The sequence below is a fragment of the Flavobacterium sp. AK-345 genome (genome assembly GCF_058310175.1).
Genome location: NZ_JBZEER010000010.1, coordinates 1 through 18,397, shown reverse-complemented (window position 1 = coordinate 18,397; position 18,397 = coordinate 1). Strand labels below are relative to the sequence as shown.

12 protein-coding genes are annotated in these 18,397 nt (G+C 31.1%); 4 read left to right on the top strand and 8 right to left on the bottom strand.

The window, feature by feature from the left end; genetic code table 11:
- Nucleotides 1-122: 122 nt before the first annotated feature.
- From AC4FQ3_RS17025 to AC4FQ3_RS17000, 6 genes are all read right to left on the bottom strand, one after another.
- Nucleotides 123-1,880 carry a DUF4209 domain-containing protein gene (locus AC4FQ3_RS17025; protein WP_491182629.1) on the bottom strand — a complete coding sequence of 586 codons (1,758 nt, stop codon included), beginning with the start codon at nt 1,878-1,880 and terminating at the stop codon, nt 123-125.
- A 189-nt stretch (nt 1,881-2,069) separates the two neighbouring features.
- A complete protein-coding gene (locus AC4FQ3_RS17020; RefSeq protein ID WP_491182628.1) occupies nt 2,070-2,909 on the bottom strand; it encodes a hypothetical protein in 840 nt (279 codons plus the stop codon).
- Nucleotides 2,910-2,935: 26 nt separating this feature from the next.
- The gene (locus tag AC4FQ3_RS17015) at nt 2,936-4,645 is read right to left on the bottom strand and encodes a hypothetical protein (protein ID WP_491182627.1); all 1,710 of its coding nucleotides are present in this window, start codon (nt 4,643-4,645) and stop codon (nt 2,936-2,938) included.
- 426 nt (nt 4,646-5,071) lie between these two features.
- Complete coding sequence (locus AC4FQ3_RS17010; RefSeq protein ID WP_491182626.1) at nt 5,072-5,359, bottom strand: hypothetical protein; 288 nt, start codon at nt 5,357-5,359, stop codon at nt 5,072-5,074.
- A complete protein-coding gene (locus tag AC4FQ3_RS17005; protein WP_491182625.1) occupies nt 5,356-5,829 on the bottom strand; it encodes a tyrosine-type recombinase/integrase in 474 nt (157 codons plus the stop codon). The genes AC4FQ3_RS17010 and AC4FQ3_RS17005 overlap by 4 nt, the downstream gene beginning before the upstream one ends.
- A gap of 9 nt (nt 5,830-5,838) precedes the next feature.
- Nucleotides 5,839-6,075, bottom strand: a complete 237-nt coding sequence (locus tag AC4FQ3_RS17000) for a hypothetical protein (RefSeq protein WP_491182624.1) — start codon at nt 6,073-6,075, stop codon at nt 5,839-5,841.
- 490 nt (nt 6,076-6,565) lie between these two features.
- On the opposite strand from AC4FQ3_RS17000, the gene AC4FQ3_RS16995 reads away from it, so the two are divergent.
- From AC4FQ3_RS16995 to AC4FQ3_RS16980, 4 genes are all read left to right on the top strand, one after another.
- Nucleotides 6,566-6,802, top strand: coding sequence for a helix-turn-helix domain-containing protein (locus AC4FQ3_RS16995; RefSeq protein ID WP_491182623.1), 237 nt, complete (start codon nt 6,566-6,568; stop codon nt 6,800-6,802).
- Nucleotides 6,803-6,860: 58 nt separating this feature from the next.
- Complete coding sequence (locus AC4FQ3_RS16990; RefSeq protein WP_491182622.1) at nt 6,861-8,111, top strand: type II toxin-antitoxin system HipA family toxin; 1,251 nt, start codon at nt 6,861-6,863, stop codon at nt 8,109-8,111.
- Nucleotides 8,112-8,257: 146 nt separating this feature from the next.
- Nucleotides 8,258-14,731, top strand: coding sequence for an ATP-binding protein (locus tag AC4FQ3_RS16985; protein WP_491182621.1), 6,474 nt, complete (start codon nt 8,258-8,260; stop codon nt 14,729-14,731).
- Nucleotides 14,685-15,377, top strand: coding sequence for a hypothetical protein (locus AC4FQ3_RS16980; protein WP_491182620.1), 693 nt, complete (start codon nt 14,685-14,687; stop codon nt 15,375-15,377). The genes AC4FQ3_RS16985 and AC4FQ3_RS16980 overlap by 47 nt, the downstream gene beginning before the upstream one ends.
- A gap of 496 nt (nt 15,378-15,873) precedes the next feature.
- Here the strand turns inward: AC4FQ3_RS16980 and AC4FQ3_RS16975 are convergent, their stop codons facing one another.
- Together AC4FQ3_RS16975 and AC4FQ3_RS16970 are read right to left on the bottom strand one after the other, a co-directional pair.
- A complete protein-coding gene (locus AC4FQ3_RS16975; protein ID WP_491182619.1) occupies nt 15,874-17,067 on the bottom strand; it encodes a hypothetical protein in 1,194 nt (397 codons plus the stop codon).
- A gap of 631 nt (nt 17,068-17,698) precedes the next feature.
- A partial coding sequence (locus AC4FQ3_RS16970; RefSeq protein WP_491182618.1) for a site-specific integrase occupies nt 17,699-18,397 on the bottom strand: 699 nt, incomplete at its 5' end.

Sequence of the window (18,397 nt, the reverse complement as noted above, 5' to 3'; positions counted from 1 at the left end):
TCATTAATGCAAATTATACCAAGAAATTAATAAAAGCTTGAATTATACAAGTATAAAAAATTGTATGGAAAGAAAATCTTCGGCAACTAATAAAAAGATTATAAAATTTGCTCTAATATCCGCTAGCTTGAAACCGTAAATTTATAATTTCCTAATTTAAGTATTGACGAAATAAGAAGCCACATCCACTGTATTCTGTATTCCATAGGCTTATAGAAGCAATGGGCCACATTATTTCTCAAATTAATTCCTTTGCTGGTAAAAATGTATTTGAACAAAGCGATATCATCGTCAGGAACAACTTCAATTAATTTCTTATTATCCAGCAGTTTGTCAAAAGCTATTCTTTCCTCAGTAGAATTCTCTTTAACTTCGATCGTCTGTGCTCCAATCTTCCTTGAAAATTCTCTTAAAAGCCCTTCGAACTTCAGAACTAATGAATCAATGCACTGCATATATGCCTGATTATGGATTTTGTTGGTGCTCGAATCAATATGTAGCTGGTCAAAAAAGCTTTGTAGAGCTGGAAGAATAAGATTAGCCCATTTGAATCCCGTGGCACTCCCATCCGATTTTACATGTTCTGCGTCCTCACCATACCACGTTTCATTTAGTATATAATTATGTAATGATTCAAAAGATAATTTACCGCTTGAAAAGCCTTTTTGGAAAAATACTTTCAGGTGAAAAATGCTCAGCCCCTTGATAGTGAAATCGTAATTGTTAAAAATACCGCCGGACTGCGCACTGATATTCCGATTCTGATCAAATTTTGTGACGCTTACTAATCTCATAAGTTGCGAATCTGAATCTTTTTCCAGTTCCTTTGCCTTGGGGAAAATATTGGGAGAAGTAATCAGATATCTGTAGATGTCATCCGTAGAATGGTTTAACAATAAATCCTCGATGTTCCTTTCCACAGCATCGCAATATAAATTAATTTCCTTACTAGAGGATTCAAATTTAACGGACTTAAGATTGAGATTGTTCTTTGCCTTCTCCATCAGTAGTGTAGTTTCCTCGACCTTCATTTTATTGCCAGCCTTCTGATAATTTTTCACAGCTTTTAAATAAAAACTTTGCAGTACAAAACCTTCTTTATGCTTCTCCGATTCATCTAAATAAAGTTCTGCAAGTTTATTGTAAAACGGTGCAGTCTTTCTTCCTATTTTCTGGGTCAGAAATATTTGCAATTTTAAAAATTCTTTTTTTAATCCTGAAAAATTAGGATTCTCGATAACATTAGTACAGTAATCTGAGAAAAAGGTAAGTGTAGAATTAATTTTTTTTCCGCTTTCAGCAATAAAAGACATTAAGCAGTACTCCTCGTAAACATTAATTTTTCCATTTCCTATTAAGCTAATAATGTATTCCAAAACTGTATCCTCATTGTAAGATACCTGCTGTGATAAAAGAAATAAATTCTCAAATAATCTTGAAAATGCTTTACATCTGGCTGTATCATCAGGATCAAAATTAGTTTCTTTCAAAACAGCCAGATAATTATCAACAGCACTAACTGCAAAATTTCTGTTTTTAACAGGTGCCAACCATAAGATATGATTATACTTCGCTTTTAGCTTTAAATTCAAAACCTGTTTTGCCCTAAGCTTCAAATATTCAAGATCATCATTGAAAAGATTAAAACTTGGATACTCCTGAAAAATACCATTGTTATCGGGGTACGACATCCTTTTTTTGAGTTCATTTTTCACGATATTAAAATCTTGAATATACAATTCATAGGAAGTTTCCTTTTTTAAAATTTCGTCTTGACTCTGCTCCAACAGCTTTTTAAGTCCTGTTGACACGTTCTGATCCCATAATAGATCCGACTGCGATTCTAAAAAGATATAGTACTCATCTAAACTTTGAAACATTATTTAAAAATTAAATTATAAATTTATCTAAAAAAAACATCCTGCCATAATTCTTAGCAATATCCGAACAATTTTATTTGGCTATTATCTCTGGAATTCTTACAAATACGCTGACACACTTACCCTATTAATCTGTCTGAAAACATTTAAAAATAAATAGCTTTTCTTAGACTTTGCAAACAGAATTAATCACTTTACAACCATCTTATCCTCAACCTTGCCAAGTAGATTTGGTATTAACTTTTCGGAAAATGCGGACACAACAACAATCACCATAACTTTCCAATAATCTTTAACTCCAATTTGGGGAAAAATAAATTTGGATCTAATCAGGCAGTAAGCAATCACTCCTGCAACACAGCTAAGAAAAACACGTTCTAATCCTAAAAGTATATAATGCCAATTTGTTCTCTCCTCAAAATTCATCTTTGATATCCCCGAAAGAACAGAAATCGAATTTCCCAATAATGAAGAAAAAACTACTACTAATATATGCCATGTCTGATATGATTCAATTCTTAACGGTAACGAAAATGCACAAACAAGCGCACAGATTACAGTTAAAATTGTGGAAGGTCCAATATAAAACAATCTATTTTTTGAAATTTGTTCAATTTCTTTATTTATCTCATCAATTAGTTCTTGAAATTCACTTCCTGTAGGAATTTCTGAATTCTGTAAGCAAGCGGATAAAATGTGAGAAACTCTATTCTTCATCATACCATAATTTTGTGAACGATATAGTAATCCCTTTGCAATGATATAGCCATTCTTTACTATATTAAATCGGTTCACTAAATCTTTCTCAGATTCGTCAGTGTAGCCATCAATGAGAACGCGTAATCTATAATTAATATCACTGTGTTCAATTTCATATATACAGTATTCATTTCCTTTAGCTAGAATATGAACAACTTTGTTTCCAGCATCATCAATTTGTCCAGGCTTAATCTTTGCAATATCTGTTCTTAGGTCCGTTTTTTCTTTTTCTTTGTTTTTCTTTTTCTCTTTGTTTTTCTTTTTCGACATTTTGCCAATATTAAATTTTAAAATTATCAGTAAAACATATATTTACCACTTTGCTTTTCATAAAGGTTTTTCTCATTTTTGAAACCCATCGTCTTTTGATACTGCTGGTCAAAAATATCTCCAAATTCTGGAGTACTTTTTAATGTACTGGAATACTTTATTTTTTTACGATTGAATTGGTTTGTTAAAAAACCACCACAGATTTCCAATTCATCTGAACAGGTTATCATGCCATGCACTTCTTCCCTAAATAAAAGGAAATCTATAAATTTTTGAGGGTTTGTTCCCTGCGCTATCATCGTTAGGATAAAAATTTCTAAATCATCATACTTAACCGCCCAAGGATATATATCATCCTCCTTGATATTTAAGAGATACGATAAATCATTTTGTACTAATCCAAATGAGTTTAAATTCACTATAATAGAGAAACAATTTTTTATAGTTGAATTATCAATAGTCTCTATAGTTGTACCTTGTTTATCTTGGATAACCAATTCTTTTTCTTCTAGTATAATCGATTCTACACGAAATGTTTGTTCATAACCATAGCCAATACTCTTTTTAAAATCATCTTTTATTCTTGTAAAAGCCTTCTCTGGATTTCTAAAAGGTTCTCTAATATTGTATCCCTTTGCTTCAATTATAAATGCATTGTCCTTCCACACAATCAAAATATCCTGTTCGCATCCATTAACATAATAATTATCTATAATTTTAATATCATCTCCGAGAAATTTTTTAAATAATTCTATTATATTTTTTTCTAATAACTTCCCTTTAATCTTTAGATATTTATCTAACGTTTCAGGTGTGTCAGTAACATTTTTTTCAATCCAATTATTAAATGAATGAATTACCTGTTTAACCTCAAAAACCTGATACATTCCATCCTCAAGGTTAAGTATCGGAAAATCATAAAGTGGATTTCCTGGGTTTGTTTCTGTATAAAATAAAAAAGATCTCTCTTCTCTTTTTAATGAAAAGAGCTCAAGGAGTTTATTGACTTTGTCCAATGATAAATCATTGGTGACAAGTTCTTCAGGATAAAAACGATCCTTCATACCGTGATCAATCATATACTTTGACATTACTAGATAATGAACTGGTATACTTTCTTTAAAAAAGTCTGGCAGACTATTATCCATTCCTGATTCTATTTTAGTATACTTATTCCAATTTTCTCTAAGCAGTTCAGGATTAGTACTAAATCCTTGGAAGTTGTTTTGAACAACATTATCTAAACTTTCATAGAATAAGATAAAGTCATTAGTCTGTAATGCAAATTTTTCAACTAAAATATTATCAAAACTAGAAAACAAATCAATTACCCAATTAATTATTTGTTCTTCAAAATTTAAAGGACCTTGATTAAAATAGGACAAAAAAGAGGGAATAGCTACATCTCTAACTTTCTTCCATTCAGTAGCATCTTCATTTTCGTCAAATTCTATTAAGGATTCTATATATTCGTTTTCTATTTCATTTAAAAGAATTACAATTTCATTCCATTTCTCTCTATTGTAATGCTGAATTTTACCATCAGCCTTATCAGTTGACACACAAAGTCCTGCTAAGTAGTAAAGCTGTCTCATTGGAGATGAAAGGTTTCCTAGCTGATCTCTCGCCCTATCTCTTCCACTATGTATTAATGATGATAAATCTCCCAAAAACCATTGTGCATCATAAGTTGATACTAGGTTTTTTAATTTTTCAGATTTCTCTTTTAAACTCATATTTTATTTAAGTAATAAAATTTTAATGTTTCTAAAATAGTTTCCATTTTTAGTTTCCTAAATTTTTTAAATTTTTGAACACTATAGCAATAAAGCAAAAATTTATGGTTTGATTACCAAAAATAAAAACAAAGAGTTAAATACTTATGCGTAATAACACCTGTTTATATTTATTTTGTAGCACTCAACTAGTCAAGAGTGAATGCAATTAAAATACAATAATGTGCTATAAATAAAAAAATCTTAAATTTTTTATTTAATCTACCTTAGATATAAACCAAGTTTATATGGCAAATCTAAGACAACCACTACCTCAAATTAAGATCTTTTAATGTTTAAAAAAAATATAGAAATTTGTCAAATCAAGAGATTAAAACTACATGTTTTTTAAGAGATATTTTTTTAAATGGTTCGAGAACTGTCTCTTTAGATCCCCAGCGGTACATCTAAAACAAATTTACAAAGCCAATGAAAGACAGCAGCTACTTGTAGTAAGCCAATCGAAATGATAAATCCGTTACCGAAAGTAACCTTTACAGAGGTCAACACGTTTAAAGGTGCCAATTGGAGACAATTGACACCTTTATCATACACTTTTTGAGTAGCGATAAATCTGCAATAAAAAGCTAAAGCGTTTTTTTTTAAATCAGGAAAAAATGGCTTGTATAATTGAATTGTTATAATTCTATACTTTTCATTAATTAATTCATTCACTTCTTATTTATTAATATAAGTTTCTTTTTCATTTCGCTTAATTCCATCTCCATCCTTTTAATTGTCTGTAAAGTAACTTTATCAGAAATATCTTCCTTATCTGCCAATCTTTGTTTTAGCCCCTTCATTTCACGGCCGATAGAAATCTGTTCCGTTATTGCATACTCCTCTGTCTGACTGACTGATTGATGTCCCAGCATTTCTTTAACTACGTGGATCGGTACATTATTATTTAACGTTATAGTACTTCCAAATGTTCTTCTTGCCTTGTGAGTGTTTAAAGAACTTGAAATACCGCATAAGTCAGCTATTTCTTTAAGATACTCATTCCTTTTTTGATTTGAACTCACAGGAAGCACTGAATTTCTTTCAATGCAGAGAGAATGATTTTTATATCTATTTACAATTTCCGCTGCCTTTGGAAGCAGAGGAATATTAATTGGACTTCCTGTTTTTTGTCTTTCTGTCAAAATCCATTGTTAGCCGTCAATCCCTTCTTTTATATCTGATTGTTTCAAATTGAATACATCAATATAGGCTAAACCAGTATAACACTGAAAGACAAAAACATCTCTTACTACTCTAAGGCGGTCGGTAGAAAATTTGCGTTTCTCTAAAAGCGATAATTCAAGACCTGTCAGCGGCTTTTTCGGCACTCTTGTCTTTTTACCTTTAAAACGCTTAAAAGGATCTACAGTTAAAAATTCTTTATCCATTTCGAATCTTTTTTATAAATTTCAATTTGTTAATAAAGTCTTTATTGAACTGCAATAACCTAAAATACTACGAAAATGAGTGCAATGTAATCGCAGAAATTCTAATTAAGTCGTTACGATATATTCACAAGTAAAAAAATTAAAATGCATACAACGACAATCTCTCAGCAAGTGGATTGAGAATGTTTATGGAAATCATGGTAGAAGTAGAATACGGGAAATATTTAATTTGATTGCATATGAAAAAGGAATTAATGATAAGAGAAAATGAGGATTTAGGAGATAGTAAAAACAATAATTCTTAAAGAAAACAATTACTATAAATAGTACTAAAAGATCATATAGCTTTAACTTCTAAAAAATAAAAATACATAATAATGTTTGTTATTATGAACATAAACGTTATTTTTGTTCATAATAATGAACATTTAACAAGATGAACAGAAAAAAACAATCCGTTTTTCCTAAGCACCAGATTACATTAGAGCAAATGGGTGAAAACATAAAGCTAGCCAGAAAAAGAAGAAAGCTAACTGCTGTTCAGGTAGCAGAAAGAGCAGATATTGTTAGGACTACTTTATATCAAATAGAAAAAGGTAATCCTAGTGTTGCTATTGGTGCTTATTTTAATGTACTAAGAGTATTAGGGCTTCAGGATGATTTTCTTAAACTCGCTTCAGATGATGAACTTGGAAGAAAACTTCAGGATCTTGAACTGTTAAAATAATAGTGCCACATAATCAACATAACAAACTCTAAATAATTAAAAAAGATAACCATTTATAATGTCCACCAACAAAACTGACATATACGTTTACGCACACTGGAAAGAAATGTTCGAGCCAAAAATCATTGGCATTCTATCGGCACAACAAGCCAAAGGTAAAAAAGCATTCAGCTTTGAATATGATAAGGAGTGGCTTAAATCAGAACAAAAATTCATACTCGACCCAGATATTCAATTATACGGTGGTCCACAATACCCAAATCAAAAAGAAAACTTTGGCATATTCCTGGATAGTATGCCCGACACTTGGGGACGAACACTAATGAAACGTAGAGAAGCACAGTCAGCAAGAGAAAATAATGAAAAACCAAAAACACTCTACGATATTGATTTTCTTTTAGGAGTATACGATGAAAGTCGTATGGGAGCATTACGTTTCAAAACGGACCCTTATGGAGACTTTTTAGATAATAATAAAACTGCCTCTACTCCGCCATGGGCATCCATTCGTGAACTACAAAATGCAGCATCTATTTTTGAGAATGATACTGAGAATGAAGATGTAAACAGATATCTGTCAGTACTCATTGCACCCGGTTCCTCATTAGGTGGAGCAAGACCAAAAGCCAATGTCTTAGATTCAGATAAAAGTCTTTGGATTGCCAAATTCCCATCCAAAACTGATACAACAGATAAAGCCGCGTGGGAATTTCTGGCCTATCAACTGGCAATAAATGCCGGAATAGAAATGGCACCATGCCGAATAGAAAAAATAATGGGTAACTACCACACATTTTTCACAAAACGTTTTGACCGGGAAAACGGAGAAAGGATACATTTTGCTTCTGCAATGACAATGACGGCTAATAATGAAGATACAATTCGTGACAATCATGCAAGTTACTTGGACATTGCTGAATTTATTAGTAATTATGGTGTAAACATAGAAGCAAATTTACACCAGCTATGGCGTAGAATAATCTTCAATATTGCTATTTCCAATACAGACGACCATTTAAGGAATCACGGTTTTATATTAACAAAAGAAGGTTGGATACTATCACCAGCATATGACCTTAATCCATCTATTGACAAAGACGGTTTAGCTTTAAACATAGATACTGATAACAATGCTCTTGATTTTCAATTGGCAAAAAGCGTTGGCGAATATTTTCGTTTAAACAAACAACAAATGGAAGTCATTATAGAAGACATACTGAAGACAACAAGCAATTGGAAAACTATTGCTAAAAAAATAGGGATTTCAAGAGCCGAACAGGAACTAATGGCAAAAGCGTTCAACATTTAGAAGTTTAACAAGTCTAATTATGATTCAAGAAAATATTAAAAAAATCTAAAAAGACTATCGAGCTATGAAAGAATTTAGGATATATTTAGAGCCATTGAAGTTTGAGAAGTTATTAAATCATTTAGAAGAACTTAAAAAACGATTTAATGAAAGACGTTAAGACTATTTCAGAAGCACCAGAATCTAATGCTGGTGATGATTTCCATGTGTTATGGACTTTAAAAAAATCTTTAAATTTATTAAATTTTGATGATAATGGTCTAAAGGCTATTTATATTGAAGGAGTTGAGCAAAATTTAGCTACAAAAATTGATTCAACAGGTGAAAAATTACTAGGAGTAGATTTATTAGAATACTATGGAGGGGAAAACTTTATAGAGGCAGAAAAAATAATTATCTCTCAACTAAAATACAGTACAAGGAGAATAGAACAAAATATTAATTTTTCTGAATTATATAAAGGCAAAAAAAGTGGAAATACGGACGGATCAATAATTCATAGATTCTCAACAATTTATAAAACGTTAATTGATGAATTTGGAGAAGAATTGGTTTTGGAAAAAGTACAAATAAAACTTATTAGTAATAGGTCTTTCAATAAATCACAACTACAATTAATCACAGCTTCTCAGAAATTAATAACTAAAAACAAGTCGATAACTTTTGAAAGCTTAAATAAAACATTAAAAAGTTATAGAAACTCTTTTAATGCTATATTTAAATCTTCCCACCTATCAAAGAAAGAGTTTCTCGGTTTCCTGAAGCTTCTTGATTTTAGTGAATGTGGTGTCGATTCTAGAAATGAGCTAGAACAAGGGCTTATTATAGCGATAAGCAATACAAGTGTTACATCTAAAGATCAATTTAATAGTTTGTATAAATTGATTTGGAATAAAATGATGCCAGATTCAAAAGGTAATACTAAAATCACCTATGTAGATATCATTGCAAATCTGGGATTCAACAATGGCAGTGTAGAAAATTTATTTCCAGTTTCTCAAAATTTTGAAAAGTTAAAAAACAATATTAGAAGAGTACAGCTCAATGAAATAATAGAAAAAATAGAACAAAATGAACTTACCATACCGATATGTATTCATGGTGCAGCCGGAATCGGAAAGTCTACAATCACGAAACAAATAGAAAATACTTTACCTAATTATTCAGAGTGTGTTGTTTTCGATTGTTATGGTGCTGGTGCATATCTAGACGCCGATGATAAAAGACACTTACATAAATATGCATTACAACATATATCAAATGAAATTGCTAAAAGATTAGGGACAGAGTTCTTAATCGTTCATAACGAATCCGATGAAGTTTATATTAAAGAATTAAAAAAAAGAATAATTTCTGCAATCGGAATTTTAAAATCTAGAAATGAGAAAGCATTCCTAACAATTATAATTGATGCAGCTGATAATAGTATTACAGCTGCTCAAAAAAATGATGAAAAAAGTTTCGTTTCGGATTTGCTAAATATAAACATACCGGGTTCTTGCAATATAATTGTAACTACACGATCATATAGAAAAGAAACTTTAGGACTTCCGGATAAATATGTAGATATAGAATTACAACCATTCATCTTATCAGAATCCGAACAATTTTTAAAATATAATTATCCTAGTAGTACTGAAACTGAAATTAATGATTTTCACAACTTAACTGGTGGTATTCCACGTGTTCAATTCTATTCAATAGATTTAAAAAGTAAAGGAATTAATGAAGTAATCAATTATTTAAAACCCAATGGAAAAAAAGTAGAAGATATTATTGAAGAAAAAATAATTGAAGCAACAAAAAGGATCGGTAAAAATGGAAAGAAAAAAATTGATAATTTTTTTAAATATTTAATAACCCTACCTAGACCAGTTCCAATAAATTATTTACAAGAGGTATCTGCGATGTCAGAAGGTTTTTTAGGTGATTTAGCTACTGATATTTGGCATGGACTGATTTGTGAAAATAATCATTTTAATTTTCGAGATGAAGATTTTGAAAACCATATTCGTAATAAATATTCAGCAAGTATAGATGAATTAAAAGTTATTGCTCAATTATTTATCAAAAAAGCTGAAAAAGATGATTACGCATCAATTGGATTAGGCAATATTTTATTCATTGCAGAAGAAAAAGAAAAATTAAAAAATATTGTTTTAGAAAGAAGTTTTTTATCTGTACCATTAGATCCTATCCGGAACAAAGAGGTTTATATAAATAGAACTAAACTAGCAATGAAAGTTAGTTCTTCAGATGATGATAATCTGACTTATTTTAAACTGCTTATGATTGCAGCTGAAGAATCTAATACTGACAAAGCATTAACTGAACTTTTAATCCAATATCCCGATTTGGTTACACAGTTTGGAAATGAATCATCATTAGCTAGACTAAACTTCAAATCAGAAGAGAAAACATGGGCAGGATCATTTCATCTAAAGCTTGCCGGTATATATTCAAGACAACCTGATCAAAGAAAAATTGCTATAAAGCACTTAAATACTGCAAAAAAATGGTTGAATTGGAAGCACAACTCTGTAGCAAAAGAAGATTACGGAAACTACAGAATTTCAAATATAGATATTGCGTATGAGACAGAAGCTATATTAAGAATATATGGAGCTGAAAAAGCTTTTAACTCGATTAATAGGTGGAATCCAAAAAGTACACTATTATCTGCAGGTAGATATTTAGCAGATAACATTCTATCCATGAGCACTGACACACAGTTAGAAAAATGGCTAAATTGCAACTTACGAATCGATGTAAAAATTTTCATTATTTGTAGGTTATTCAGTTCTAAAAAGAAAATTGACTTTGATTTAACAGAATTAGCTTGTATTTTGTTAAGAATTTTACAGAGAAATATTAAACTCCCTCTAGATTTTAATCTCTTAGTTGTTGACTATTGTGTCATACTTCTCCATCATAAAAGCCTTGATATTGCAGAGATATTAAATATCCTCTCATTAATTAAGTATAAACTCCCTGACCGTGTTCCTCATTTTACTAGTAAATACTATGATGGTGAAGGCTCATCAGCGGTAGAGCTTGCTATAAGAATAGAAACACTGACAGCTGCTTTAAATGGAAAAGTTAAAAACGTAAAAGAAATTTTACCTGAAAAATTTATTGACTTAGCTAAAATTAAAGATTATAAAGAACGAAATTCAGTTGAAAACGATAAGAATGAATTTGAGAGCTTTTTTAAGTATGCATTACAAATCCACCATTTAAAAATTGATAAATTAGGCAAGTTTAAAACCGATGAGGAATGTCTCGCAAAATTCTTTCAAATTTGTAAAAATCTGGGAAATGATTATGATTTTAAAAGATATAATAGGCACTGGAGTTTTGAAAGAATCCAATACTTCTCTGATTTACTACTTGGGATTGCTATTCATTTTCCTAATTCTATTTCATTAATTGAAAAGATATTTATAAACACTCAAAACATTACTTCAAATCTAACTCAGCGATTTAATGCACTTAGAATAATTACAATATTAGATGGCTACAATGAATTTTCTTTAAAAATATTATCCGAAATAGATTCTATAATTATTGATAGTAATAGTGGTGCAAAAGAAATTACAGATGGCTATATAAAATGCAGTATATATGGTAATAAAATAGATATTGAAACGGGCACTTATTATTTTAACAAAGCAATAGAATCTGTTTCTGATATAGATTATGAAGCTATGTCACAAATAAGGGCTATTAGCAGCTTTACAGAAATCGGAATTACACATCATAATCCTGAATTAGCCTATTATTTGGCGCGGTTTATTGAATTCTGTCACATTAAACTTTCTTATTATGATACTGATCATTTTCCATATAAAGAAGGTTTAAAATCTATCTTAGAAATTGATATACCATCGGCTTTTGCAACTATTTGTAGATGGCATGATCGAGGTATTATAAAACTTGAAGACTTCATCCCAGAAATAATAACAAATGCATTAGAAAAAGGTTTTATCAATCACATTGTTGCCGGATCATTAATTCCTCTTGATAATTATTACCACTACAATGACAATCAGGTAAAACTCTATAAGTTAGTACTTTCAAAGTTTGATGAAAATCGAGATATTGAAAACAAGTCACAATTTGTGCAAAGAATTTTTAGGGATAACGAACTATCAAAAAGTGATAGCGCAATTCAAGTAATATATGATGAAATTAAAACAGGTAAATTTATAAAACCTGAAATAATCAATAGAATTAAAGAATATCTGGATTTTCAAGAAAGCATCACTGAGAAAAAGCAAGAATCAAATTCTATAAGTAACTTTTCAATTACTGATTATCCACATAATATAAGCATTGACAATCTTGACTTTACATCAACTAACGAGTTGGAATCTGCCTTACAGCAAGTTTTAATCAATTCAAACGACTACCATAATAGATGGAAAATTGAAAACTTATTTAAAGACATAAAAGCCAAATGTTCACCATCTCAGTATGTCGCACATTTAGATGCCTTGGTTGATATTAGTTCTCAACTTTTAGAATCCGATTACTTTGAGAATATATTAAAAGAAAGGCTCGAAGAATGGGACATACATCCTGGCGTCAAAAAATGGAAAAAAGCTAATTTTAAATACGTATTGCTCAACTGGTTTGAACATTTTGACGATGGTTATCGTTTGAGCCTTTGGAAAGTACAACAGTTTGCTAATATGTTTTCCGTAGATGACATTACACTTGCAGAACATATAGTAAGTATATTACCTGAGAAAATCGATTTAATGACATACGAATCGATTTACGGTACTATTGAATTAATCAAAAACAGACTGACTATCGAAGAAAATGAAAATGTTCTTTCATGGATACTGAAAAGATGGAATGCTAAAATTAAGCCTGAAATAGCAGACGGCCCATGGAACAATAATTTATTACCTCCCATAAACAATAATGAAATTATTGCAGGAGTTTTAATGTTTGTTTTGGCCAATCCTGACAAACGAATGCGATGGCGAGCAATTCACAGTATAAGAAGACTAGTGAATTTTGGAAACGTAGAAATTTTGCAAATTTTACTTCAAAATCAAAACAATAAAGATTGTATTCCTTTTCAAGATAAAAATTACCCACATTATTGGATGTCGGCAAAATTATATTTGTGGATAGCTATTGAAAGATTAAGTTCAGAAGCACCACAACAATTAATCATTTTTAAAGATCAACTTTATACCGAGTTATTTAATAAAGACTTACCTCACTTGCTAATCAAATATTTTATAAGAAGAACATGTCTTAATCTTTATTCTTTTGATAATAAAATTTATACAGATGATGAAAACTTAGCCATTAAAAAAAGTCTTAAATCAAAATTAAAAAAGAAAGGCGAACAAAAGAAATACTTTCCTAAATATGAAAAGATATCTGAACTTGAAAATTACAAATGGCGTTTCTCTTTCGATAGAATGGATACAATACCATACTGGTACAGCGGTGTAGGTAGTCATTTTAATATTTCTGGCGAAGAGGTAGCTATAATTGCTGAAAAATATATAGTAGAGAAATGGGGAGTTATTGATAATCTATATGAAAATCACCTTGAAAAATTTAAAAATGACAATGATTATGGCTTGTTTGATAATAGAAAAGGCAGTCAATGTGTAATAGAAGATCACGAAACATATTATGAATACCACGCTATGTTTTGTGCAGCAAACGATTTGCTAGAAACCAAGCCATTGCTTAAAAAAAACATGTACGAATCATGGAAAGAATGGTTAAATTCAGAAGGAAATATCTGGAGTAATGTCTGGCAATCTGACTTGAGGGATTCTTTGCCTTTAGAAAAAAAATATTGGCTATACAAGTATGATGAATTTGATTCTAAATGGAGAGATAATATAAACGAAGAAGATTTTGATACTGAAGTCGGCTTAACTAATTTCCAAGAAACAGGTTACCTTACTCCATATTCTTATGTTTCTAAGTACATGGGTGAAAACCGTGAGACTGTATCAATAAAATCAGCATTAGTTTCACAAAAAGGTGCCCAAGCACTATTATTAGCATTTCAAACTGCTAAAAACAGATACGATTATGATGTACCATTCGAAAATGATGGACGCTCTCAAATAAACTATGGTGATTTTAAATATAAAGGATGGCTGCGTCAAATAAGTTCGCATTTTGAAGGTTTAGATTCTCATGATCCTGAAACAGCGGCATTTGGCAAAGATTATGTAATTTTAGGCAAGGAGATTTGCAAAATATTTGATATTACATTTTCAGAAAATAACAAAGAAGGATATTATCAAAATCAAAAAGTTTCCATTTATAAAAATTGGTACGATGTAACTGAAGAAAGATATCGCCGATATGATACTCATCTAGAAACTTATGCTGGAACATTGCAAGTAAAAATAAGTTTTCTTCTCAAATACTTGTCTGTCATTAACAGTTCCCTCATAATTGAATGTCATATAAATAGACAACTCGAAGAAAAAAAATATCGAAATAGAAATCAACATACTGTCGATGAAGAGGAATCTTTGTTTGATAAAAACACAAATACTAAAATATATTTAATAGCACCAGATGGCACAGTTAAAACAATCAGAGGAAGAAATTATAAAATTGGGTAAACGCCTAATAGAAGAATTAAAACTTGAGTATACTGTAAATACTTTGGCTAGATGGATGGTTCATTATCTGGCTGAATTAATTCAGAACGTAGAAAAATGTAAATCTGAACAACAAAAGAAAAAATTACAAAAAGAATGTTGTGATATAATTTTAAAAGTATGGTCAAAAAAAGAGAATCTACCTATGCGACAACCACTGGAGGATTTAAAACCAATAATTGAATTATTAAAAGTATTTAAAAAGGATGAACTTTCATTTCTTCCAAATTGGCTTGAATATAGACATTTACCTAGTAATAATGAATGGGCTACTTTTATTGATTTGGTAAAAAACAATACTGAACAGCTATTCTTAACCGTAATTAGCACAAATTTAAATAAAGATTTATTATCAAAAACGAGTGATTGGTTTATAGAAAATAAAGATTTTCTTAGTGATGAAGAAAAAGATTTTTTGCAACATTTTGAAATGATAACTTGGTCAAATGATAATTCAGGAGTGTATGACTTTAATAACTACGAATCTAAAATTGAAAAATTATCAGTAGATGAAAAATATAAATTAATTTTTGATGAGATGGAGGAATTGATTGAGCAACAAAAACAAGAACTTAAAAAGCTAAAAAATACTATCTTGATTCGATGAAACAATTAATAATCCCAATGAGTTTACATCCAGTAAAGTCTACGATAAGTCACTACTATAATTATTATAAAGAATTTTTTGCAAACTTAAAAAAAGAAACTGGACTTTTCTTGTGAAAGAAAGGCTTATTTTCATTTAGCTATTAAAAATGAGTCGTCAAAAATGAGCTGTCAAAAATTTCAATTGAAACAGCCCATCACCTTCTAATTATGCTGATTTGTTACTAGGTTCTTTATGACAAAACTAGGATTTGTATAGGTGTAATTCACCATGTATTTCTTCATTCGACATTTTGTCCTTTGGTTCTGCCGGCAGAGAAGCAGTCTTTATTCATCCGTTTTTATGAAAATCATTCAAGCTCCCCAGTGCATTTCTTTTTTGAAATAAGCAATGAAGAATTAATCAGAACTCTTTCATGGAAATCCTGTTGAATTGAAACAGCAAAGGTAAAAAATCAGCCTTCAAATTTAACAAAAGAAAATCCGGCAGTTTTTTTCTATTTTTCTATTGCATTTAGCCTCAAATGGATCGTCTCATTTTTCACAAAAGCCTCTACCCTTTCAATCAACATTAGATTCAAGCTGTCTGCACTTCCCCTGGCGTAGCCGACGTACTGCATGAATTCGCGCAGATCCATTACATTTAGATAAATTCTGGTTTCACACATTGCGCTTAGCATCTCCAGTTCAGTCTGCTTCCAGTCCCCGAAAGGCAGCAGTTCCGAAACTAGGACAATACAGTGCGGAAACTCCCTGCGTTCAAATTTAATTTCTTTCAGATTTTTGTCATACACTTGTACGCCTGAATTAATCTTTTTAACTGCCCCTACGAGCTGTGCTATTCCGGTCGATATCTGTTTCTGCAGTCCTTTGACTTTTTTTTCCATCGATTTATCAGCCGCTCTGTCTATAACTCCTAAAGCCTTACTCTCAATTAAAAACACGCCATGACTGTAAAAGGCAAAAACATCTGTTAATTCCCGATAGCCTTTAGTCCTCGGAATTTGAGGGTTTAGATATAGATTCCTTTTAAAAAGAGCATCAAGTACAACATTCACTTCCTTTTCAAGAATATCCCCTTCATCCTGATCCGAAACCATAAGATGGCTGGTTTCATTAAAACCGATAACGGAATTTTTCATGATATTCCACTCCCCCAATGCTACCTCGGCTATAATTGTTTCAAATTTTAAATTAACGGCACCTCCGCTTTCCCTGTTAATGATCTTCTCAAAACAATCCAGAGAATGCGAAACACTTTGGTCAAATTTCCCACAGTACAGTTTATCAGTGTTGCCCAGCAGATTCAACACCTTCATCTGGTCAGCAATCTTAAAACTGAGCTTGGCTGTTGCCGTAGACATGCCAAGCTCATTATGAAAATGAATGTAGGTATAACTTCTGTGCATTATTGCAGCAAGAGAAGTATGCTGGTCTGCAAAACAGTCAGTACCGATAACCGCAGCGTAATGTACAGGATCGTCATAAACCCGAAGACCAGTATGAAATATCGCAGGTTCCGTTGAGCTGTCCCTGCCAAACAGGAACTCAATTTTACAGCCCTTAACCATTGCTTTAATGATCGGTGAGGTAAGCTTGACCATTACTTTTGCTCCGAATTGATCGTTTATAAACCATACCGATGCAGGTTCATGCAGAAGTTCTTTGTAAATTCTCTCAGCGGTTGTCATATTGATTTAATTTTCTAATGGCTCCACACTTGATATTCTGTCATCACCGTTAAAGAGTAGCGGCGATTCAACATGCCTGATTTCGTGATCTGCTTTATACTTACGGATTCCCCTTTAACTAATTAATTTTTCAAGCATCAAATCCACAACACCATCTTAACAAGGAAATTATAAAGATATTAAAGCACTGGAAAAAGGAAGTATTACTAATGTTACAAATGTTACTCGTATTATTTTTTTTGTAGTCTGCAAAAAGATAGATAATTTTTAAAAAATCTATCCAGATTTACACCGATTATAAAAAACGACAAAATTCCTAAAACGGAAGATATAGCTCCTGTTTTTTCTAACATGTTCATAATGCGAATATAATAAAAATTCTCAATGCTCCGCTTATATACGATACGAGAATTGCACAACAGAGTCATGGTACATACGTAAATAACAATCTCCACATATAGAATTAAAACATATAAACTTGTTGATTGGAATGCAGGGCCAAAAAAAAGATAACAGACCTTTTATTTTTTGTATGTATTAATTAATATTAATTGTATCACAGTTCAGCCAATAATAAAAAGCCCATTAATTAAAAGAGCGACTTTTTTACAATACCCTTTCTTTTAGATAATCATGACTTTAATAATGCTAGCTTTTCCTTCATATCACGTAGCTCTTTTTCCATTCTCTCAATTGTCTGTAAAGTCACTTTACCTGAAACATCTTCCTTATCTGCTAGCCTTTGTTTTAATCCCTTCATTTCACGACCTATAGAAATCTGTTCCGTTATAGCATACTCTTCTGTCTGGCTTACCGACTGATGTCCCAGCATTTCTTTTACAATGTGTATTGGTACATTATTATTTAAAGTAACCGTACTTCCGAAGGTTCTTCTTGCTTTATGAGTATTTAAAGTACTGGTAATACCGCACAAATCAGCAATTTCTTTAAGATACTCATTCATTTTTTGATTCGAATTCACTGGAAGTACTGAATCTCTTTCAATGCAGATAGGATGATTTTTATATCGCTCTAGAATTTCAGCCGCCTTGGGTAATAGTGGAATATTAATTGGACTTCCTGTTTTTTGCCTCTCTGTTAAAATCCATTGTTCCCCGTCAATACCTTCTTTAATATCTGAACGTTTAAGATTAAAAACATCAATATACGCAAGACCAGTATAACATTGAAAAACAAAAACATCTCTGACTACGCCGAGACGCGCAGTAGAAAACTTATGTTTTTCCAGCAGTGCCAGTTCAAAGCCTGCCAAAGGTTTTTTCGGTACCTTTATCTTTCTGCATTTAAAACGCTTAAAAGGATCTGTGAC